Here is an 18,580-nt window from a genome sequence, read left to right as displayed (position 1 = left end):
CAATATGGTGCCCTCTCCAGATACTTTCCCTGCGCTGCATCAATGTGCGGTGGGCAACAGTTGAAGACGATAGACGCTGTCATTGTCGGATCGTTCCCTTACACACTTCAGGAGAAACACCATGCGTTTGCAGGGCAAGAGCATTTTGGTCACGGGCGGCGCCAGCGGTATTGGCCTGGCCACGGTAGAGCGCTGCATGCAAGAGGGCGCCAATGTGGTGATGGCCGACCTGGCTGGCACCCAGGGTGCCAAGCTGGCAGAGGCGCTGGCACAGATGTATAGCGGGCGATGCCTCTTCATGAGCGCTGACGTGGCGTCCACGTCCCAAGTGGACCAACTCATCGCAGACACGGTGACTGCCTTTGGCCGTCTGGACGGCGTGTTCAACAACGCCGGCATTGGCGGCATGAGCCCCGCAGAGGCGTACACCGACGAAGACTTCTTGCGCATCATCGACATCAACCTGATGGGCGTGTTCCGCGTCGCGCGGGCTGCGCTGCGCCCGATGTACGCACAGGGCAGCGGCAGCATCGTCAACTGCGCGTCCATCCTCGGGGTGTTCGGCCAAAGCATGACGGCGGCCTACAGCGCGGCCAAGGGCGGTGTGGTCAACATGACGCGCACCCTGGCGCTGGAGGCGGCGGTCAAAGGCGTGCGCGTGAACTCCGTGGGGCCGGGCTACATCGACACGCCCCTGCTCGCCGGGCTGGATGCGGCCATGAAACAGGGGCTGATTGCTCTGCACCCGCTGGGGCGCCTGGGACGGCCCGAAGAGGTGGCCAACCCGGTGCTGTTTTTGCTGAGCGACGAGGCCAGCTTTATAACCGGCGCCAACCTGCTCGTGGATGGCGGCTTTACGGCCGGCAAGTCCTAGGCCTTGCGTCCCCGCTTGTGCGGGCGGTGGCTAGGCTGCGGCCCCTTGGTAGCTGGCACGAAACGCGCGCGGTGTCATGCCCTTGCGCGCCAGAAACTGGCGGTTGAAATGCGCCAGCGTGCCGTAGCCCACATCGCTGGCAATCACGTTGATGGGCAGCGGGGTGTTGATCAGCAACTGGCAGGCCTGGCCGATGCGCAGCTGGGCTACGTAGTCCAGCACCGTCATGCCCGTATGGCGCTTGAAAAAGCGGTGGAACGCGCCGACCGACATCGCCACTTCCGCGGCCAGTGCGGGGGCCGACACCGTGTCTGCCGGCTGCGCATGCAAGCGGTGCAGGATCTTGCCGATGCGATGGCCCACCTTGTCGCCCGCGGGTGTGTAGGCATGCGTGGCCAGCGGCCGGGCCGCTGTGTCCTTGGCCAGCAGCGTCAGGATCTGTAGCAGCGTGGGCAGACGCAGCGCAGGCTCTTGCGCCTGCAGTGAGAGGATCAGCGGCTCCACCTGCGCACGCGCTGCATCCGAGAACTTGAGCCCGCGCCCGGCCTGGGCCGACAAGGCTTGCAGCCCACCCAGTTCGGGCCAACCGGCCAGCGCGCGCTCCAGCCAGTCGGTGGTGAACCACATCACCACGGCCAACATGGGTTGGCGGGTATCGGGCCGCTCGGTCGCGGCCCAGGTGTGGGGCTGGTTGGGGCCGGTGAGCACCAGGTCGCCGGACGTGAAGTCTTCCAGACTGTCGCCCACATAGCGCTGGCCCTGGGCGTTCAGCGTCAGCGTCAGCTCGAACTCGGGGTGGTAGTGCCACAGAAAGGGCAGCTCCGGCAGCTCGCGCCACAGCAGGCTCCAGGACTCGCCCAGCGGTACGGTGACCTGCTCAAACTGTGGTTTCATGACCTTGGTTGGGTTAATTTGGTCAGAATCGTACCAGTTTCAGGCAGTCTGCAGGTACTCCAAAAGCGAGCGTGTTTCCACAATTCACTCCATCCCCACCACGCAAAACAACCTGCAGGAGACCGACATGAACGACCGCTACCGCTACGGCGACCAACGCCCCGGCAACCCCACCCTCTCGTACACCGCCAACGAACAGCTGCGCGACATCCAGAAGCAATTGCCGCTGCGCGTGTTGTCCGAGGCCGACTTTGCGCACTGGCAAACCTATGGCTACGTGGTCATCAAACAAGCCATCCCGGCGGAGCAAGTGAAGGTCACCACCGATTTCCTGTGGGCGTTTCAGGACTGGGACCCGAAAGACCCCAGCACCTGGAACCAGATCGAGCGGCGCGGCCACGAGATGAAAGAGCTCAACGGCTCTGGCATGGTGGAGACCTACCAGCACCAGACCCTGTGGAACAACCGGCAGACGCAGCGTGTGTACGACGCGTTTGTGGACATCTGGGACCGTGAAGACCTGTGGGTCAGCATCGACCGCGCCAACCTCAACACGCCCAACCGCGGCGCGCGCCAGTTCACCGGCTTCATCCACTGGGACGCCGACACCACACTGGACCCGCTGCCCGTCAACGTGCAGGGCGTGCTGGCCTTGTCCGACACCAGCCCGGAGAGTGGTGGTTTTCAGTGCATCCCCGAGCTGTTCAAAAATTTCATCGCGTGGCGCAAGACCGCGCCCGCCGACCGCAACCCCTGGCGCCCTGATGTGGACAGCCTGCCCTGGCCGGTGCAGTTCATCGCCATGCAGGCGGGTGACTTGCTGATCTTCAACAGCCTGCTGGCCCACGGCATCCGCCCCAACACCAGCGACCACCTGGTGCGCGCCGCGCAGTACATCGCCTTCACCCCTGCCAACGAGGGCGACGCCATGCTGCGCGATGCACGCGTGACCTCTTGGCGCGAGCGCGAAGCTCCCCAGGGCTACGCCTTTCCGGGGGACCCGCGTGAGTGGGAAAAGAAGAAGTACCCCACCGCCACGCTCACCCCGCTGGGCGAGCGCATCCTGGGATTAACCGACTGGCCTTGAGTGCTGCGAGCGCAAACCCTCCGAGAGTCTGGGGGCTGGGCGTTCTGCGCAGGTAAAGGAGGAGCCCGCGCAGCGGGCGGGGGACACGGAGCAGAACGTCCGGCCCCCAGGCTCTGGCGCTCTAGCTCACACGCTGCGTGACTTGAGCGTGAGCACCGTGAGGCCAGAGGCGATGAAGGTCAGCCCTGCACCGATGTTCAGGCCCGAGGTGACGCGCGGGTGCGCCTTGAGCCAGGTCGCCAGGCCATTGGCAAAGCTGCCGATCAGCGCAAACAATACCGTGGTCATGGCGGCAAAAATCGCGCCATACACCAGCATCTGCACCGGCACCGAGCCGCGCTGGGCATCCACAAACTGCGGTAGGAAGGCCAGCACAAACAGGCCCGGCTTGGGGTTGAGGATGTTGGACAACGCGCCACTGATGAAGATGCGGTGCAGCGGCAGGTGCGCCGCTGGCGTGAAGGTGATGAGGTTCTGGGCGCGTAGCGCCTTGTAGCCCAGCCACATCAGGTAGACCGCGCCCACCACCTTGATCGCCCAGAACGCGGTGGCCGAGCTTTGCAGGATGACCGACAGCCCCAGCGCCGCCGTGAGCGTGTGGAACAGAATGCCCACCCCCGCACCCAGCGCGGACAGCGCCGCCGCCGCACGCCCCTGGCTCAGGCCGCGGCCAATGGCCAGAATGTTGTCAGGCCCGGGCGCCAGCACCACCAGCAGGCAGGCGGCCAGGTAGGTCAGCAATACGTCGGTGGGAAACATGGCGTGGCCTCAGGTAATTTTGAAAACGGTGAGCACTTTTTTGCCGCCGGCCTTCTCTTCAAAAGCCGACCACTGCTTGATGCCTTTGACCAGCACCGTGTTGCTCACGTCCTTGACGGGCTGTTTGGCCTTGAGTTTGGCGGTCACCCAGTCCTGCACATGGGGCAGCAGCGGGCCTTCCTGTCCCGTGGGGACGAGCAACAGTTTGCCGGCCACGGTGCCGGTTTGGGTGACTTTGAGTTCGGTAGCGGGCATGGTGATTTATACGTCAAAGCCTTAGAGGGTGGCCAGTTCCGGCGCCTGGTACACCAGCACCTTGAGCGCGCGCTCGGGTGCGGCATCGGCAAACGTGGGTGGGTTGGGCAGGCGCTGCAGCATGCGCAGTTCAGGCGCCTGCTCTTGCATATGGGTTTGCAAAAAGGCGGTGTCCAGCTCGGGCGCGTTAAGGCACACCAGCGCGTGGCCGCCGGGCGTCAGCAGCTCGGGCAGGCGGCGCAGCAGGCGGGCGTAGTCTTTGGTGGCGACAAAGCTGCCCTTTTGGTAGCTGGGCGGGTCCAGCACGACCAGGTCGTAGGGCCCGCCGCGTGTGATCTTGCCCCAGGTCTTGAAGATGTCGTGGGCCAGAAAACTGGCGCCGGTATTGAAACCATTGAGCCGGTGGTTTTGCTGGCCAATGGCCAGTGCACCCTGGCCCATGTCCACATTCACCACATTCTTGGCGCCCGCCTGCAGCGCCACCACCGAGAAGGCGCAGGTGTAGGCAAACAGGTTGAGCACCTTGAAGGCGTACGTCTTGGGGTGCGCCGCCACGTGCTGGCGCACCCAGCGCCGGCCTGCGGCCATGTCCAGAAACAGACCATGGTTCTGCCCGCGCAGCACGTGCACCTTGTACTGCGTGCCATCTTCCGTGACCACATGCGGGTCGGGCACGGCACCGGCCATCAGCCGGGTATCCGCATGGCCCTCGGCCCGGCACTGAAACACCCAGTTCAGCGGCTGGTCTGGCGCAATCTGCGCCCAGCGTGCAGCCAATGCCGCGCCCAGGGTGGCAAGTGTGTCGTCGTCGACTGGCTGAAAGCTGGTGAGCACCAGCACCGGCGGATAAAAGTCCAGCGCCCACTGCTCGCAGCCAGGGTGCAGGCCACCGCGGCCATGAAACAGGCGCTGGGCGTCAAAGGGCAGGTCCATCGTGGCGATGGTGTGGAGAAGGGCTTGCACGGGCGGGTGTTGTTCAGAAAAGGTTGCCAAGTGTATGCAAGGCTGTGCGGTATGCGCAGCGAAGTGTCGGGAACCCGCTTCACAAACTTTTACAGCGCACGCACGCTTGTTTACGCGCTTTTGCCAAACAGCCACTGCAGATTTACACGGCGTCGCGACCATGGAGGTCCCTTAACTCGGACCCTTCACCCGGTTCACTCCATGAAAAAACTCTTTCTGACGACTGTTGCTCTTGGTGCTTTTGCCGCCTCTTCCGCCTTTGCCGCGGGCCCGGCTGATCTGTCTGGTTTCAGCATCGGTACCAACGCTGAACTGTCCACCGGATCAACCAGCGCGACCGACGGAACGTCGGACACCGGAAAGACCACCGCCCTGGGCCTGCAAGCCCGTTACGACTGGGCACTGGCCCCCAACTTCGCCATCGGCCTGGGCGGCTCTTACAGCTCGGGCAACCACCAGGCTGGCACCTATGCCAACGGTAGCGCGGCCAGCATCAACAACCGCTACTCGATTGATGTGATCCCCACCGTCGCGCTGGCCAACAACTTCCAGCTCTACGGCAAGCTGTCGTCCATTTACGGCTCCGCGGCGTCCAACGACGGCAGCGGCACCAACGATGTGCAAGGCGTGGGTTACGGCATCGGCGTGCGCCAGATGCTGGACAAAAACATGTACTGGCAAGCCGGTTACGACCTGAACCAGTTCCGGGACGTGACGTTTGCCACGGGCACCACGTCCAGCCTCAAAGAGAACGTGTTCTCGTTTGGTATTGGCTACAAGTTTTGATGTGACGGCTGTGTGATGGACGCCCAGGCCTCGCGGAGCTTGCTTCGGGAGGCTGAGGGTGTTCCCATGTGAGCGCGCTTGTTGTGTAAGTCACGCTCACTTTCAATGGGCGTGCTGGTGGTGCGCGTCCGGCACATGCGCGTGGCTGTGGCGCAAGGGCTCATGGCTGTGTGCATGGCTGTGCGGCCCCGCAGGCATGGGGTCGTGCAGGTGGTTGTGATGCCCATCGTTATGGTTGTGGGCATGCTCATGTTCTGTGGGCGCATGCACGTGTTCATGGCCATGGCTTTCCACCAAATGCAGTACCACGCCACTCAGCATAAGGAGGCCACCTACGGCCATCAGCACCCCTGAGGATCTGTCCCCCATGGCGAAGGCCAGAAAAGCCCCGATGAACGGTGCAAAGGCAAACACGGAGCCTGTCCGGGCAGCGCCGAAGGCTCTTTGTGCAAGCAGATAGAAGCGCAAGCTCAATCCATACCCCGTGGCACCCACGACGAGCAACCCCATGGCTGCGAACACGCCAGGCATGGGCTCCCCGTTGAACCAAGCCAGTGCCGCTGTGAATGCGGTGCCTATCGCAGCTTTGCCCATCACCACCTGGCCGGGGTCTCTATCTGCAAGCTCGCGCGACAGGGTGTTGTCTATGCCCCAGGAAGCGGTGGCCACCATGACCGCCAGCAACCCCATCAATTGCACCCCACCGATCAGCCCCTGGTCCAGCACCAGTGCCATGCCACCGGCCAACAAGAGCAACATGGCCAGCCAGACCCTGCGGTCCATGGTTTCGCCATACAGACGCCAGGCCAGCACTGCAGTGAACAGCGCTTCCAGCGTCAGCATGAGGGACGCACTGGCCCCGCTGGTGCGTTGCAAACCCCAGGCTAGGGCCACAGGCCCCATGGCCGCGCCAAAAATAGCCATGGCGGTTAATCGCAGCACATCGGCCCTTTGCAGTCTGGCCTCTTGCTCCCGGGGCCGCCGGGTCAATGCGCCCACCACGGCCGCGCCGCCATACAGCAATGCGGCCGTGCTGAACGCACCCAATCCCACCCCCAGTTGTTGCACCAGCGGCGTGCTGATGCCAAACAAGGTGGCTGCAAGCAAAGCCAGCAGCCCCCCGCGCAGGGCGGGTGCATTCATAGAGGTGGGCACGGTTTTACTTTCCTGTGAAGTTGGCGGCAATGACATTGCCGATCAAGCAATAGAACATGTAGCGCGTTTGTTTGGCAGCGTCAATTTGTCCGGGGTTTGGCCGTTCACCCACGCGTTAGCATCCTCCCCATGCTTCGCTTCGAATTCGGCCTCAACATTCCTGCCCAAGACTATCTTCAGTACTACCGTGGCGAAGTCAAAAATGTATTGGCCCGCTGTGCCGATGGCCGCACGGTGCAGTTCCCGGCCACGCTGCTGATCCCGTTTGTGAGCAGCGGCGGTATCCGCGGCAGTTTTGTGTTGACCTGTGATGAAGGCGGCAAGGGCGCGCAGCTGCAGCGCAGCTAAGGCCCGGGCAACTGACGTGCGTGCCTGCCCCAAGGGCACACTTCGGCATCAAATAGGCCTCTAGCCCCCGCGGAATATGCGCGAGCAGCTACTAAAACAGTAGCAAACTAAAACTGCTGCACGGCACCCGCCCAGGCCAAACCGGCGGCCACGCCGCCAAAGCGGTTGCCTTCCACCAGCGTGGCCTGCGGCATGGCCTGGCGCAGCGCCTCTATCAGCGTGCGCAGGGCCGACGAGCCGCCGGTGAGGTAGACCGCATCTACGCCCTGCAGGCCGGCAGCCGCCACACATTCCTGTGCGCACTGCACCACCTGGGCAATGGAGCTGTGCAGGGCCAGCTCCATGTTTTGCGCGTCGATGGTGGGGGTGAGCGCGCGGTCCAGAAAATCCAGGTTCACCACGGCGCTGTCGCCGCTGATGGAACAGGCAATCTTGGCCGCCTCCACACCCGCCAACATGCGGTGGCCGTGTTGTTCTTCCAACGCGTCCATCAGGCGGCGGTGCAGGGCTTGGTCGCTGTAGTCGGTCCACAGCTCTTTGGCAAAGTGCATGGCTTTGCGGGTGTAGGCTTGGTGGATCAGGTGCCAGGTGCTCAGGTCAAAAAACACGCTGCTGGGCACAATGCGCCCGCCGGTGCCCACGTGTTTGTAGCCCAGATGTGGCATCACCGCGCTCAGGTCCAGCAGGCGGTCAAAGTCGGTGCCGCCGATGTGGACACCGGTGGTGGCCAGGATGTCCGCGCTGCGGTCGCTCTGCGTGCTGCGCGTCGGGTTCAGGCGGATGACGGTGAAGTCGGACGTGCCGCCACCAATATCCACCACCAGCGCGGTGGTTTCCTGCGTTACGCGTTGCTCGTAGTCCAGTGCAGCGGCAATCGGTTCCATCTGGTAGGCGATGTGGGTGAAGCCGGCTTCCAGCGCGGCGCGGCCCAGGGTTTCTTGCGCCAGCAGGTCGCGCTCGGCATCGTCGTCCACAAAGTGCACCGGGCGGCCCAACACGGCGTGCGTCAGGGGCTGGCCCACATGGGCTTCGCAGCGGCGCTTCAGCTCCTTGAAGAACAGCACCACGATGTCAAAGAAGCGGACGCTCTTGTCGCCCACCGCGGTGTATTCGTCCATCAGGCGGCTGCCTAGCAGGCTTTTGAGCGAGCGCAGCAGGCGCCCTTCGGTGCCGTTGAGGTAGGCCTGCATGGCGGCTGCGCCGTAGAGCACGGTGTGTGTCTCGCTGGCAAAAAACAGTGCTGTGGGCATTTCTGCCTTGGCGCCGTCCAGCGGAATCACTTGCAGGGTGCCACTGGTGTCAATCAGTGCGCAGGCGGAGTTCGACGTGCCGAAGTCAATGCCCAGCACCAAGGGGCGTGCACTCATGTTCACGCGGGCAATACTTGCTTCAGGAAGGCGGCAATGTCCGCAATCTCGCGCGGGTGCACGCTGTGGGGCATGGGGTAGGTGTGCCACTGCACCTTGTGGCCCATGGCGGTCAAGGCGTCGCGGGAGTCTTCGCCGCGCTTCAAAATGACCACCGGGTCTTGCGTGCCGTGCGCCATGAAGATGGGGGTGTCGGCGTTGGCGGCGTGGCGTTCTGCGGCAAAGTGGTCGGCCAGCGGCAGGTAACCCGACAGGGCCATGACGCCGGCGATCTTGTGCGGCAGGCGCAGCGCGGCGTGCAGTGCCATGGCGCAGCCCTGGCTGAAGCCGGCCAGCACGATCCGGTCAAACGGAATGCCACGTGCCACCTCATGGTCGATGAGGGCGCGAATGTCCGCCTCGGAGCGTTGGATGCCGGCCGCGTCCTGCTTGCTCACCAGGTCCATGCCGTACAGGTCGTACCAGCCGGGCATTACATAGCCGCCGTTGATGGTGATGGGGATGCTGGGCGCCTGCGGAAATACAAAGCGGATGGGCTGGCAGCCCTCCAGATCCAGCTCGGGCACCAGGCCCGCAAAGTCGTCGCTGCTGGCGCCCAGCCCGTGCATCCAGATGACGGCGGCGGTGGGGTTGGGGGCGGATTCGAGTTCGATACGGGGGAGGAGGGCTGTCATATGCGCGGGGTAGTCACCAATTCGGGAACCAGTGATTGTCCGCGAAAGCTGAGGGCGGGACGTGAAAAAGCATCCGGCTCAGCTTCTCCTCGCGTCTCTTTAACCGCGTTTTCCTTTCAGCGTTTGAACCACGGTGTCTGCATGCTCTTCAATGAGTCCACGAGAGGTTCCCCACGCACTCGGGTTGGTTGACTCCACAGCAAACTCGGAGATCGTGCCTACATTGGTTGCGTCCTTGATTTTTGTTGTGCTCTGGATGTTGTCTTTACCAGCAAAGATGCCAGCTAGGGCACGCGCGGAGCCGTGACGCATACGGTAGTTCGTCACATTTACTTCAAGCGTGCGTGCGGAAGCATCTGACTCCGGTGCAAGCAAACCATTTTTGGCAAGCTGATCGGTTAACCGATTACGGAGAATCGTGACAGCTTCCTGGTTGGTATCAGTCGGTGTGTTGAGCCGGAGTTTGAATTTGTCGTTGGGCTGCAGCTGATATGAGGACTGTGTTTTGGCAGCGGTGCCGGCACAGCCGGACAGAATGGTTGCCGCGGCCAAGAAAAGGGAAATCGTTATCTTATTCATTGATAGTGATGAGAGTTGAAAAACTGCACAAAGAGTGCAGGGCAGGAGTTTATGTGTGTAGTTTGGGTTTGCCCATCCCTCGAACGGGTGAGTCTGCGCAATTCTTCGCACGCCCTACACTATTTGACCGCCAGCCAGCCCAGCCCGTGCGCATGCAGGCTTTGCACATACAGCCGGTCTTTGGTCTCGGTGATGGCCGTGGTCTCGGGGTAAGCGCCAGTGGGGTCCTGCAGGTCGGCCACCACCTTGCCGTCTTCAGTGAAGGCCATCACGTGGCCATAGGCCTTGGGAATGGGCCACAGGGTGCGTGGCAGGCGCAGCGTGAGGCTGCGCAGCCAAGGCTTTTGCGCGAGCTTGTCGATTGTGGGGTTGCGGGGTTTGGCCAGGCCCAGCCAGATCTTGCCGTTCAGGCCTCGCATCAGGTTGTCGGGGTAGCCGGGCAAGTTGTCCAGCAGCACGCTGGCCTGGGCACTGGGCTGGCGGGCCAGGGTGCTGATGTCCAGGTGGTTAGCGGTTACGGCAATTTTCCAAACACGGTACTTGCCGGTTTCGTTCACAAACAGGGTTTGTTCGTCTTGGCTCAGCGCTACGCCATTGGCAAAACTGATGCCACTGGCCACCACGCGCGTGGTTTTAGTGGCGGGGTCGAATTCGAGGATGCGGCCGGTGCTGGCTTGTTCCAGGATGTCGAGCACGCTGGCCTCAAAGGTGCCGCCCCAGTCTTTGGGCGCAAAGCGGCTTGACGCGTCACTCATGTACATCTTGCCGTTTTTGGCCACCACCACGGCGTCAGCATAACGAATCGGGTCGCCATTCACGCGCTCGGTCAGCATGGTGACTTTGGCATCGGGGGCGATGGACAGCAGGCCCTTCATCGCATCGGCCGCAATCAGGTTGCCCTTCGCGTCAAAGTCAAAGCCCAGCACGCGCCCGCCAGTGTTGGCAAACACTTGTTGCTCGCTGCCGTCGGCGTTCATGCGCAGGATGTTGCCGCTGGCCACAGTGGTGTAGAGCTTGCCGTCGGGTCCGAACTGGATGTGCTCGGGGCCCACCTCGCCCTTCAGGTCAATCATCTGTAGATTGGCCAGTTTGGTGTTGGTGGCGTGTGGACCGGTGTACCCGGGCGCTGCGGGGGCATCCCACACCACGGGGCTGATGGGTACGGGCCAGGCCAACAGGTACAGGGCGGCCATGGCCAGTAGCGTTAGGACAAAAAGCGCGATTTTTTTCATGGTGTGTCTCCCGGGTTGGAGCGGCTATTTTGAGTGGATAAGCCGTCCGACCCTGGCACCCGCGCGACGCCTTACTCGGGCAGCGGGTTGGGGCGCGTGGGTTTTTTGCTGGCGCCTTGCGCAGCTTGCGCATCGGCCAGCGCGGCACTGAGCTGGGCGTAGGCGCTGCGCAGCTCCCCGGCGCGCAAGGCCAGTTGGGCTTCGTGTTCGGCGGCGGTGTTGCGCAGGTCGACGATGTGCTGGGCGGCCTGGTTTTCCAGCTGCGTGGTGCGCTGGTGGGCGCCCATCACCTGGTCGCGCCGCTGCAGCGCCAGGCGGGCTACGCGGTCAAACCAGGGCTTCCACAGGGCGGGCACTGGCGGCGGGCGTTTGATGCTGGGGCCCTCGGTTTGCTGCACGTACTCGGCCAGTTGCAGGGCGGGTTGTGTGAAGCGTCGGCTCAGCCAGAGGCAGGCCACCAGCAGCGCCAGCAGGCCGGCCACGCCGGTGGCCAGCATGGGCACCATCTGGGCCAGTGTTTTACGGGTGACCACGCTGCCGGGTGCGTGCACCAGCAGGCTCCAGTCGGTGCCGCGCAGGGCAAAACGCAGCCAGCCCGCGTCTGGCACATAGGGGCCTGCGGGCAGGGCGCTGGGCTTGGCTTCGCTGCTGGCCAGCACCTGGCCCTGGCTGTTGACCACCCAGGCCTGGCCCATGGGCAGGGCGCGTTGCAGCAACACGGCGCTTAGTGCGTCCAGCGTCAGGTCAGCCCCCACTACGCCTGCATAACGTTCTGCGCTGTACACCGGGGCCAGCACCGACACCACGGCGGTTTTCTTCAGCGGGTCGGTGTGGGCGGCGGTCCACACCAGTTCTTTTTGCGGGTTGCGGGTGGGGCCGGCTGCGTCCAGCGGTGTGGTGCCACCGGCGTCCCACAGCGTGGCCAATGCGCCTGCCATGTCGGCCTGGCCGGTGGCGGTGAGCAGGTCTTCGCGCGATTGGGCGGGGTAGACCCAGCGCCACTGCTTTTGCGCGTCGTAAAAATAGCTCCATTGCAGGCGCTGGTGCTGACTGTGGGATGCCGCCACCTGGGCCAGTGCGCCCAGTGGGGCCTCCACACCACGGCGGTAGGCGGTGGCGTCGGCGCCGGGGTCTACGTGTACGGCACCCACTTCTTTCACCAAGTCTTGTGGCAGGCGGTCCCAGGGGGCGTCGCGCAGCGGGGCCAGGTTGCGCCGCTCCAGGCGGTCCACCAGGCTGGTGTCGGCCAGCAGGGGCTGGCGCAGGTTGCGCTCGGTGGACTGGCGCATGCCACTTACATGGCTGCGTGCCACGTCCAGGGTGTCGTTCAGGGCCAGCTGGATTTGTTCGCCCTGGCTGCTGAGGCCCCACCACAGGGCGGCGCGCTGGCGTGCGTACACGCTCCAGCCGTAAGCCAGCAGGGCCACAGTGAAAACGGCCATCACGATCGCCAGTGCGGTCGCGTGTTGGCGATGGATATGCCGTGCCGACGGAGCCGGCGCCTCGGTGTGCGGAACAGTGTCAGACATGCCCGCCATTGTGGACTAAGCGCCGTAGCGCCGGGTCCATTCCTTCTCCAACGGATCGACCCAGCTGCCGTGCGGTTCGGGAATGGCCGGTGCGCTTTTCTCCACCTGGCCGGGCAAGGGTTTGGCCGCGAATCGGGCGCGCTCGGCGGGGCTGAGTTTGTCCAGCGCCAGCACGGTGGGGTCGCCCCAGAGGGCGATGTCGGCCTTGCGGGCCTGGGCCTCGGCGCCCAGCAGGAAGTTGGCAAACACCTGCGCGCCTTCGGGTGCAGACGCGTTGACGGGAATGGCCACAAAGTGGGTGTTGCCAATCGTCCCACTACTGAATTGATAGCTTGTCACGCTGTCAGGAAGCCGCTTGGCGGCGATTTCGTTGGCAGCATCGTTGGGGTTGAAGGTCAGTGCCAAGTGCAACTCACCATCGGCCAGCATCTGGCGCATCGCTTCGGCGTTTTGCGGAAACTGCTTGCCCGCACGCCACAGGTGGGGGTGCAGTTGGTCCAGCGCAGCCCACAGCGGCGCGGTGGCTTTGGCAAAGGCTTCGGGGGTGACCGGTTTGTAGAGGGCGTCCCGGTTGGCATTCACGTCCACCAGCAACTGTTTGACGAAGGTGGTGCCGTGGAAGTTGGGCGGGCGCGGGTAGGTCACGCGGCCAGGGTGGGCCTTGGCAAAGGTTTGCAGCTCGGCCAGGTTCTGGGGGGGCAGGGGCGTGCGTTTGCGGTCCGCCATGAAAGTGAGCTGGGCCATGCCCCAGGGCGCTTCCATGCCGTCCACGGGTTCGGAGAAATCGATGCGTGTGGTGGGCTTGCCCTGCACGTCCACCTTGGCATACGCGGGCAGGCGTTCGGCAAAGGGGCCGAACAGCAGGCCCTCGCGTTTCATCGCCAAAAAGTTCTCGCCGTTGATCCACACCAGGTCCACCGTGCCGGCCAGTTTGCCGGCGGCTTTTTCGTTGCGCACCCGTTTCACCACATCGGCAGTGTCCGTCACCTTGACGTGTTCCACCTTCACGCCAAACCGCTTTTCCACCTCGGTCGCCGCCCACCGGATGTAGGCGTTGATGTTCTCTGCGCCGCCCCAGGCGTTGAAGTACACGGTCTGGCCTTTGGCCTTGGCCTCGATGGCGCTCCAGGCGGCTGTGTTTTGGGCAAAGGCAGGGGTGGCCAGGGTGGCGCCCGACAGGGCCAGGACATTGCGGCGGGAAAGGGTGTGTGTCATGGTGCGTGCGTGAGTGAAAACGGTTGGTCGGGCGTGGCGGTGCGTTTCTTACTGACAGGCTCAGGCCAGCAGGGCTTGCGCAAACTCGCGCGCGTTGAAGGTTTCCAGCTCGTCGAGTTTTTCACCCACGCCGATGAAGTACACGGGAATCGGCCGCTCGCGCGCAATGGCCGCCAGCACGCCACCCTTGGCGGTGCCGTCCAGTTTGGTGACGATGAGGCCGGTCAGGCCCAGTGCGTCGTCAAAGGCTTTGACCTGCGCCACGGCGTTTTGGCCCGTGTTGCCGTCAATCACCAGCAGCACTTCGTGCGGAGCGGTGGCGTCGGCCTTGGCGATCACGCGTTTGATTTTTTTCAGCTCTTCCATCAGGTGCAACTGTGTGGGCAGGCGGCCTGCAGTGTCGATGAGCACCACATCTTTCTTGCGCGCCTTGCCGGCGGTGACCGCGTCAAAACTCACGGCAGCGGGGTCGCCGCCCTCCTGGCTCACGATCTCCACTGTGTTGCGGTCGGCCCAGACGGTGAGCTGTTCGCGCGCCGCGGCGCGGAAGGTGTCGGCCGCGGCCAGCAGCACGCTGGCGTTGCTGTCGGCCAGGTGTTTGGTGAGTTTGCCAATGCTGGTGGTTTTGCCCGCACCGTTGACGCCCGCCACCATGATGACGGTGGGTGTGTGTTGGCCAATCACCAGCGGTTTTTGCAGCGGCTGCAGCAGCTCGGTCAGCTCGGCGATCAGGATGTTTTTCAGTGCAATGGGGTGTGTCACGCCACTGGCCTTGACCTTTTTGCGCAGCGCGCTGGTCAGGTGCTCGGTAGCCGCCACACCGGCGTCCGCCATCAGCAGCGCGCCTTCCAGGTCTTCGTACAGCGCTTCGTCAATTTGGCTGCCGCCAAACACACCCGAGATGCTGCTGGCCGTTTTGCCCAAGCCCGCCTTGAGTTTGTCCAGCCACTTTTGCCGCTCGGGCGGGGTGGCGCTGGGCAGGGGAATCTCGATGGGCGCGACCAGCGCGCTACCAATCAGCGAACCTGCGGGCAAGGGGCTGCTGGGCGTAGAAACGGGGGCGGGCGCTGCGGTGGGGGCCGCTGGCGGCACCTCGGCCACGGGCGCACTGGGCACCTCGTTGGGAGTGGGCGCGGGGGAGGAAGAGAATTTTTTCTTGAAAAAACTGAACATGTGGGGCGTTCTTAGAATCACAGCATTCTATGAAACACCCATTCCACAGGCTGGGGCGGCGCGTGGCTGCCTGCAGTCTGCCCCTGGCGCTCGCGCTTCTCTCCCTCACGCTCCCCCTCCGCACCCAGGCCGCACCGCCTGCCGAGGCCCAGCAGTTCACGCTGAAAAACGGCATGGTGCTGATCGTGAAACCCGACCGGCGCGCCCCCACTGCGGTGCACATGCTGTGGGTGCGCGTGGGCTCCATGGACGAGGTGGACGGCACCAGCGGCGTGGCCCATGTGCTGGAGCACATGATGTTCAAGGGCACGCCCACGGTGAAAGCGGGCGACTTCTCGCGCCAGGTGGCCGCCCTGGGTGGGCGTGAGAACGCCTTCACCAGCAAGGACTACACGGGCTACTACCAGCAGATTCCGTCGGGCAAGCTCGAAGACGTGATGCGCCTGGAGGCCGACCGCTTTGCCCACAACCAGTGGAGCGACGCGGTGTTTGCCAAGGAGCTGGAGGTGGTGAAGGAAGAACGCCGCCTGCGCACCGACGACAACCCCCACGCCCGCCTGCACGAGGCCATGACCGCCCAGATCTACCTGGCACACCCCTACCGCCGCCCCATCGTGGGCTGGATGAGTGACTTGGACGCGCTGACTGCGCAAGACGCGCGCGACTTCTACCAGCGCTGGTACACGCCCGCCAATGCGGCCGTGGTGGTGGCCGGGGATGTGGACGTGGCCCAGGTGCGTGCCCTGGCCGACAAGTACTACGGTAGCCTGCCCACCCGCGCCGTGCCGCCCCGCAAGCCGCGCGAGGAGCCCGAGCAAGGGGGCCTGCGCCGCATGGACTTCAAGGCCCCGGCAGAGCAGGCCTATGTGGCGCTGGCTTTCAAGGTGCCGGGCCTTACGCCCGCGGCCCTGGCCGACGCGGGGCCTGCCATCGATGACAGCTTGGCCCTGACGGTGCTGTCGGCGGTGCTGAGCGGGTTTGACGGTGCCCGCTTGCCCCGCGCGCTGACGTTGGACGCTAACCCCGTCGCCGACAGTGCGGGCGCCTACTACGGCCTCACCGCCCGTGGCCCGCAGCTCTTCACGCTGTACGGTGTGCCCGCCGCTGGCAAGACCGCGACCGAGGTGGAGCAAGCCCTGCGTGCCCAGGTGGCGCGGGTGGCCCAAGACGGTGTGACCGAGGCCGAATTGACCCGGGTGAAGAACCGCTGGGTGGCAGGCGAGGTGTACAAGCAGGACAGCGTGTTTAACCAGGCCCGCGCGCTGGGGGTGGGTTGGATCAACGGTTACCCGCTGGGCAGCGACCAGCGCCTGCTGGAGCGCCTGCGCACCGTCACCGCCGCCCAGGTGCAAGCAGTGGCTGCCAAGTACTTTGGCGACGACGCCCTGACCGTGGCCACACTCTTGCCCCAGCCCGTGGACAAGACCCGCAAACCCCGCCAGCCCACGGCCGGTTCGCGCCACTAAGCACCAGATTCACGCCATGATCACTATCAAATCAGTAGCTGCTCGCGCAGTATTTACGGGGGCTACAGCCCTGTTTTGTATAAATTTTGCCTGGGCGGGCATTCCTATCCAGCAGTGGACGCAGCCCAGCGGCGTGCGTGTCTACCTAGTGGAGAGCCCGGCCATCCCCATGGTGGACGTGCAGATCGACCTAGACGCGGGTGGCCGCCGTGATCCGGCCGACAAGCCGGGGCTGGCCAGCCTGATGGCCTCCAGCACGTCCAACGGCGTGCGCGCCACGGCCACCGAGCCCGCACTGGACGAACACCAGCTCAGCGAGGCTTGGGCCGACCTGGGCGCGGCCTTTGGCGGCAGCGCGGGCAGCGACCGCATGAGTTTTGGCCTGCGCAGCCTGACTTACCCCGACCTGCTGGACAAGGCCGTAGTGCTGGCGGCGCGCCAGTTGGGCGAGCCGTCTTTCCCCGAAGCGCCCTGGCTGCGCGACCGGCCCAAGCTGATTGCCAGCCTCAAGGAGGCCAACACCCGCCCCGCCACGCTGGCGGCACGCGCCTTCAGCCGTGCGGTGTATGGCAGCCACCCCTACGGCAGGGAGATGACCGAAGAGAGCCTGCTGCGTACCAGTGTGCAAGACCTGCGCACCCTGCACGCCAGCGCGGTGCGGGCCTGTGATGCGAAGGTGAGCATCGTGGGGGCGTTGACCCGCGCGCAGGCCGATGTGCTGGTGACGCGCCTGCTGGCACGCCTGCCCCAGAACGCATGCACACCGCAGCCTGTAGTGCCCGAGGTGCAGGCGCTCAGCGCCGCGTCTGAACAGCGCATTGCCTTTGCCTCGGCCCAGGCCCAGGTGCTGCTGGGCCAGCCTGGCTACAAGCGTAACGACCCCGACTTCTTTGCACTCACCGTGGGCAACCACATCCTGGGCGGTGGTGGGTTTACCGCGCGCCTGACCGAAGAGGTGCGCGAGAAGCGCGGTCTGACCTACAGTGTGTACAGCTACTTTGCGCCTGGACTGCATGCGGGGGCCTTCACCATTGGTCTGCAGACGCGGCCCGACCAGGCCGACCAGGCCCTGGGCCTGGTGCGCGAGGTGCTGGCCAAGTTTGTGGAGCAGGGTCCGACCGAGAAGGAACTGCAGGCCGCCAAGGACAACCTCATCGGCGGTTTTGCCCTGCGCTTGGACAGCAACAAAAAGCTGCTGGACAACGTGGCCAACATCGCCTGGAACGGCCTGTCACTGGACTACCTAGACACCTGGACGCAGCGCGTGCAGGCGCTTTCGGTGGCCGACGTGCGCGCGGCGTTTGCACGCAAGGTGCAACCTGACACCTTGGCCACGGTGGTGCTGGGGGCTCCTTAGGGGCTAGGAGGATGGAGGGCAATTTCCCGCCGGGCCGCCCCAAGGGAAATTAGCCCCCTCGGGGGGCAGCGACCCGCGCAGCGGCGGAGCGTGGGGGTAGCGAACTCTAGCGCAGCTCCATCAGCCCGGAGGCCTTGCAGTCGTACATGCCCTGGTCGGCGGTTTGCAGCAGGTCGTCCAGCCCTGCGCCATGGCGCGGGAACAGGCCAAAACCCACGCTGGCGCCCACATTCACGGTGCTGCCGCTGGGTAGGGTGATGTCCTCGGAGATGGTGGCAATCAGCTTGCGGCCGATGTGCACCAGCTCATCGGGGTCTTCAAACGACTCGATCAGCAGCACAAATTCGTCGCCGCCTATGCGCGCCACCGTGTCGGAGGCGCGCACCGCCGAGAGCAGCCGCCGGGCCACGGTGCGCAACACGATGTCGCCTGCGGCATGGCCATAGTGGTCGTTGATGATCTTGAAGCCATTGAGGTCCACCATCAGCAGCGCAAATTCCACCCGGTTGCGTTTGGAGCGCTCCAGCGTGAGCTGAAACCGGTCTGCCAGCAGCAGGCGGTTGGCCAGGCCGGTGAGGTTGTCGGTGAAAGCCTGGGCTTTGAGGTGCTGGGTACTGCGCTCCAGGGTGGCCATTTCGCGCTGCAGCACGGCCTGTTGGCCCAGCGCCTTGCGCAGCCGCAAGCCCAAACGCAGCACCACCGCGGCCAGCGGCGGCAGCGCCGCATATGGCGAAACCACCAGACACAGGGCCGCAATCAGCAGGGCCAGGGCTTCGAAGCGGAAATGGGTGAGCAGAGACTTCATCGGCCGTCCATTTTGCGGGGGTGACCTAGGGTTTGTACTAGGTAATTTGTTACCAAACATGT

19 protein-coding genes are annotated in these 18,580 nt (G+C 64.3%); 6 read left to right on the top strand and 13 right to left on the bottom strand.

The window, feature by feature from the left end; all coding sequences use genetic code 11:
* The first annotated feature begins 121 nt into the window (after nt 1-121).
* Nucleotides 122-874: an SDR family NAD(P)-dependent oxidoreductase gene (locus C5F53_RS10070; RefSeq protein ID WP_105261245.1), complete on the top strand. Its 753-nt coding sequence runs from the start codon at nt 122-124 to the stop codon at nt 872-874.
* Between the two features lie 30 nt (nt 875-904).
* On the opposite strand, the gene C5F53_RS10065 is transcribed toward C5F53_RS10070, so the two are convergent.
* Nucleotides 905-1,768: an AraC family transcriptional regulator gene (locus C5F53_RS10065; RefSeq protein WP_105261244.1), complete on the bottom strand. Its 864-nt coding sequence runs from the start codon at nt 1,766-1,768 to the stop codon at nt 905-907.
* 127 nt (nt 1,769-1,895) lie between these two features.
* Here C5F53_RS10065 and C5F53_RS10060 point away from each other — a divergent pair, with 127 nt between their 5' ends.
* Nucleotides 1,896-2,855: a phytanoyl-CoA dioxygenase family protein gene (locus C5F53_RS10060; RefSeq protein WP_105261243.1), complete on the top strand. Its 960-nt coding sequence runs from the start codon at nt 1,896-1,898 to the stop codon at nt 2,853-2,855.
* Between the two features lie 126 nt (nt 2,856-2,981).
* On the opposite strand, the gene C5F53_RS10055 is transcribed toward C5F53_RS10060, so the two are convergent.
* From C5F53_RS10055 to C5F53_RS10045, 3 genes are read right to left on the bottom strand one after another with little or no spacing between them, the layout of a single operon-like run.
* Nucleotides 2,982-3,614, bottom strand: coding sequence for a LysE family translocator (locus C5F53_RS10055; RefSeq protein WP_105261242.1), 633 nt, complete (start codon nt 3,612-3,614; stop codon nt 2,982-2,984).
* Nucleotides 3,615-3,623: 9 nt separating this feature from the next.
* The gene (locus C5F53_RS10050; RefSeq protein WP_105261241.1) at nt 3,624-3,869 is read right to left on the bottom strand and encodes a hypothetical protein; all 246 of its coding nucleotides are present in this window, start codon (nt 3,867-3,869) and stop codon (nt 3,624-3,626) included.
* A 21-nt stretch (nt 3,870-3,890) separates the two neighbouring features.
* Nucleotides 3,891-4,832 carry a class I SAM-dependent methyltransferase gene (locus tag C5F53_RS10045; RefSeq protein WP_105261240.1) on the bottom strand — a complete coding sequence of 314 codons (942 nt, stop codon included), beginning with the start codon at nt 4,830-4,832 and terminating at the stop codon, nt 3,891-3,893.
* Between the two features lie 201 nt (nt 4,833-5,033).
* Between C5F53_RS10045 and C5F53_RS10040 the strand changes: the two genes are divergently transcribed.
* The gene (locus tag C5F53_RS10040) at nt 5,034-5,618 is read left to right on the top strand and encodes an outer membrane protein (protein WP_161499918.1); all 585 of its coding nucleotides are present in this window, start codon (nt 5,034-5,036) and stop codon (nt 5,616-5,618) included.
* A gap of 102 nt (nt 5,619-5,720) precedes the next feature.
* Here C5F53_RS10040 and C5F53_RS10035 read toward each other — a convergent pair whose 3' ends face one another.
* On the bottom strand, nt 5,721-6,761 hold the full coding sequence (locus C5F53_RS10035; RefSeq protein WP_105261239.1) for a DMT family transporter: 1,041 nt from the start codon (nt 6,759-6,761) through the stop codon (nt 5,721-5,723).
* Nucleotides 6,762-6,902: 141 nt separating this feature from the next.
* Between C5F53_RS10035 and C5F53_RS10030 the strand changes: the two genes are divergently transcribed.
* Entirely contained in the window at nt 6,903-7,121 is a 219-nt protein-coding gene (locus C5F53_RS10030) for a DUF2835 domain-containing protein (protein ID WP_105261238.1), read from the top strand.
* 107 nt (nt 7,122-7,228) lie between these two features.
* On the opposite strand, the gene C5F53_RS10025 is transcribed toward C5F53_RS10030, so the two are convergent.
* From C5F53_RS10025 to ftsY, 7 genes are all read right to left on the bottom strand, one after another.
* Nucleotides 7,229-8,488 carry an Hsp70 family protein gene (locus tag C5F53_RS10025; RefSeq protein WP_105261237.1) on the bottom strand — a complete coding sequence of 420 codons (1,260 nt, stop codon included), beginning with the start codon at nt 8,486-8,488 and terminating at the stop codon, nt 7,229-7,231.
* A 2-nt stretch (nt 8,489-8,490) separates the two neighbouring features.
* Nucleotides 8,491-9,162, bottom strand: coding sequence for an alpha/beta hydrolase (locus C5F53_RS10020; RefSeq protein ID WP_105261236.1), 672 nt, complete (start codon nt 9,160-9,162; stop codon nt 8,491-8,493).
* Nucleotides 9,163-9,261: 99 nt separating this feature from the next.
* The gene (locus C5F53_RS10015) at nt 9,262-9,741 is read right to left on the bottom strand and encodes a DUF4410 domain-containing protein (protein WP_105261235.1); all 480 of its coding nucleotides are present in this window, start codon (nt 9,739-9,741) and stop codon (nt 9,262-9,264) included.
* 119 nt (nt 9,742-9,860) lie between these two features.
* Entirely contained in the window at nt 9,861-10,973 is a 1,113-nt protein-coding gene (locus tag C5F53_RS10010; RefSeq protein ID WP_105261234.1) for an SMP-30/gluconolactonase/LRE family protein, read from the bottom strand.
* Between the two features lie 71 nt (nt 10,974-11,044).
* A complete protein-coding gene (locus tag C5F53_RS10005; RefSeq protein WP_146097334.1) occupies nt 11,045-12,502 on the bottom strand; it encodes a cache domain-containing protein in 1,458 nt (485 codons plus the stop codon).
* A 15-nt stretch (nt 12,503-12,517) separates the two neighbouring features.
* The gene (locus C5F53_RS10000; protein WP_105261232.1) at nt 12,518-13,717 is read right to left on the bottom strand and encodes an ABC transporter substrate-binding protein; all 1,200 of its coding nucleotides are present in this window, start codon (nt 13,715-13,717) and stop codon (nt 12,518-12,520) included.
* Nucleotides 13,718-13,777: 60 nt separating this feature from the next.
* Nucleotides 13,778-14,890, bottom strand: coding sequence for a signal recognition particle-docking protein FtsY (gene ftsY, locus C5F53_RS09995; protein WP_105261231.1), 1,113 nt, complete (start codon nt 14,888-14,890; stop codon nt 13,778-13,780).
* 29 nt (nt 14,891-14,919) lie between these two features.
* Here ftsY and C5F53_RS09990 point away from each other — a divergent pair, with 29 nt between their 5' ends.
* Both C5F53_RS09990 and C5F53_RS09985 read left to right on the top strand, forming a co-directional pair.
* Nucleotides 14,920-16,356: a pitrilysin family protein gene (locus C5F53_RS09990; protein ID WP_105261230.1), complete on the top strand. Its 1,437-nt coding sequence runs from the start codon at nt 14,920-14,922 to the stop codon at nt 16,354-16,356.
* 16 nt (nt 16,357-16,372) lie between these two features.
* A complete protein-coding gene (locus tag C5F53_RS09985) occupies nt 16,373-17,713 on the top strand; it encodes a pitrilysin family protein (RefSeq protein WP_105261229.1) in 1,341 nt (446 codons plus the stop codon).
* Between the two features lie 106 nt (nt 17,714-17,819).
* Here C5F53_RS09985 and C5F53_RS09980 read toward each other — a convergent pair whose 3' ends face one another.
* Nucleotides 17,820-18,518 carry a GGDEF domain-containing protein gene (locus C5F53_RS09980; RefSeq protein ID WP_161499917.1) on the bottom strand — a complete coding sequence of 233 codons (699 nt, stop codon included), beginning with the start codon at nt 18,516-18,518 and terminating at the stop codon, nt 17,820-17,822.
* Nucleotides 18,519-18,580: the final 62 nt, after the last annotated feature.

It is taken from the genome of Rhodoferax sp. TS-BS-61-7, from assembly GCF_002943465.1.
In the GTDB taxonomy this organism is placed as follows: Bacteria; Pseudomonadota; Gammaproteobacteria; order Burkholderiales; family Burkholderiaceae_C; genus Allorhodoferax.
This window is presented reverse-complemented; position numbering and strand designations above follow the sequence as displayed.

Bases quoted from the DNA above. Each gene is read 5' to 3' on its own strand.
- C5F53_RS10070 (WP_105261245.1), top strand. From the start codon at position 122: ATGCGTTTGCAGGGCAAGAGCATTTTGGTCACGGGCGGCGCCAGCGGT.
- C5F53_RS10065 (WP_105261244.1), bottom strand. From the start codon at position 1,768: ATGAAACCACAGTTTGAGCAGGTCACCGTACCGCTGGGCGAGTCCTGG.
- C5F53_RS10060 (WP_105261243.1), top strand. From the start codon at position 1,896: ATGAACGACCGCTACCGCTACGGCGACCAACGCCCCGGCAACCCCACC.
- C5F53_RS10055 (WP_105261242.1), bottom strand. From the start codon at position 3,614: ATGTTTCCCACCGACGTATTGCTGACCTACCTGGCCGCCTGCCTGCTG.
- C5F53_RS10050 (WP_105261241.1), bottom strand. From the start codon at position 3,869: ATGCCCGCTACCGAACTCAAAGTCACCCAAACCGGCACCGTGGCCGGC.
- C5F53_RS10040 (WP_161499918.1), top strand. From the start codon at position 5,034: ATGAAAAAACTCTTTCTGACGACTGTTGCTCTTGGTGCTTTTGCCGCC.
- C5F53_RS10035 (WP_105261239.1), bottom strand. From the start codon at position 6,761: ATGAATGCACCCGCCCTGCGCGGGGGGCTGCTGGCTTTGCTTGCAGCC.
- C5F53_RS10030 (WP_105261238.1), top strand. From the start codon at position 6,903: ATGCTTCGCTTCGAATTCGGCCTCAACATTCCTGCCCAAGACTATCTT.
- C5F53_RS10025 (WP_105261237.1), bottom strand. From the start codon at position 8,488: ATGAGTGCACGCCCCTTGGTGCTGGGCATTGACTTCGGCACGTCGAAC.
- C5F53_RS10020 (WP_105261236.1), bottom strand. From the start codon at position 9,162: ATGACAGCCCTCCTCCCCCGTATCGAACTCGAATCCGCCCCCAACCCC.
- C5F53_RS10015 (WP_105261235.1), bottom strand. From the start codon at position 9,741: ATGAATAAGATAACGATTTCCCTTTTCTTGGCCGCGGCAACCATTCTG.
- C5F53_RS10010 (WP_105261234.1), bottom strand. From the start codon at position 10,973: ATGAAAAAAATCGCGCTTTTTGTCCTAACGCTACTGGCCATGGCCGCC.
- C5F53_RS10005 (WP_146097334.1), bottom strand. From the start codon at position 12,502: ATGTCTGACACTGTTCCGCACACCGAGGCGCCGGCTCCGTCGGCACGG.
- C5F53_RS10000 (WP_105261232.1), bottom strand. From the start codon at position 13,717: ATGACACACACCCTTTCCCGCCGCAATGTCCTGGCCCTGTCGGGCGCC.
- ftsY (WP_105261231.1), bottom strand. From the start codon at position 14,890: ATGTTCAGTTTTTTCAAGAAAAAATTCTCTTCCTCCCCCGCGCCCACT.
- C5F53_RS09990 (WP_105261230.1), top strand. From the start codon at position 14,920: ATGAAACACCCATTCCACAGGCTGGGGCGGCGCGTGGCTGCCTGCAGT.
- C5F53_RS09985 (WP_105261229.1), top strand. From the start codon at position 16,373: ATGATCACTATCAAATCAGTAGCTGCTCGCGCAGTATTTACGGGGGCT.
- C5F53_RS09980 (WP_161499917.1), bottom strand. From the start codon at position 18,518: ATGAAGTCTCTGCTCACCCATTTCCGCTTCGAAGCCCTGGCCCTGCTG.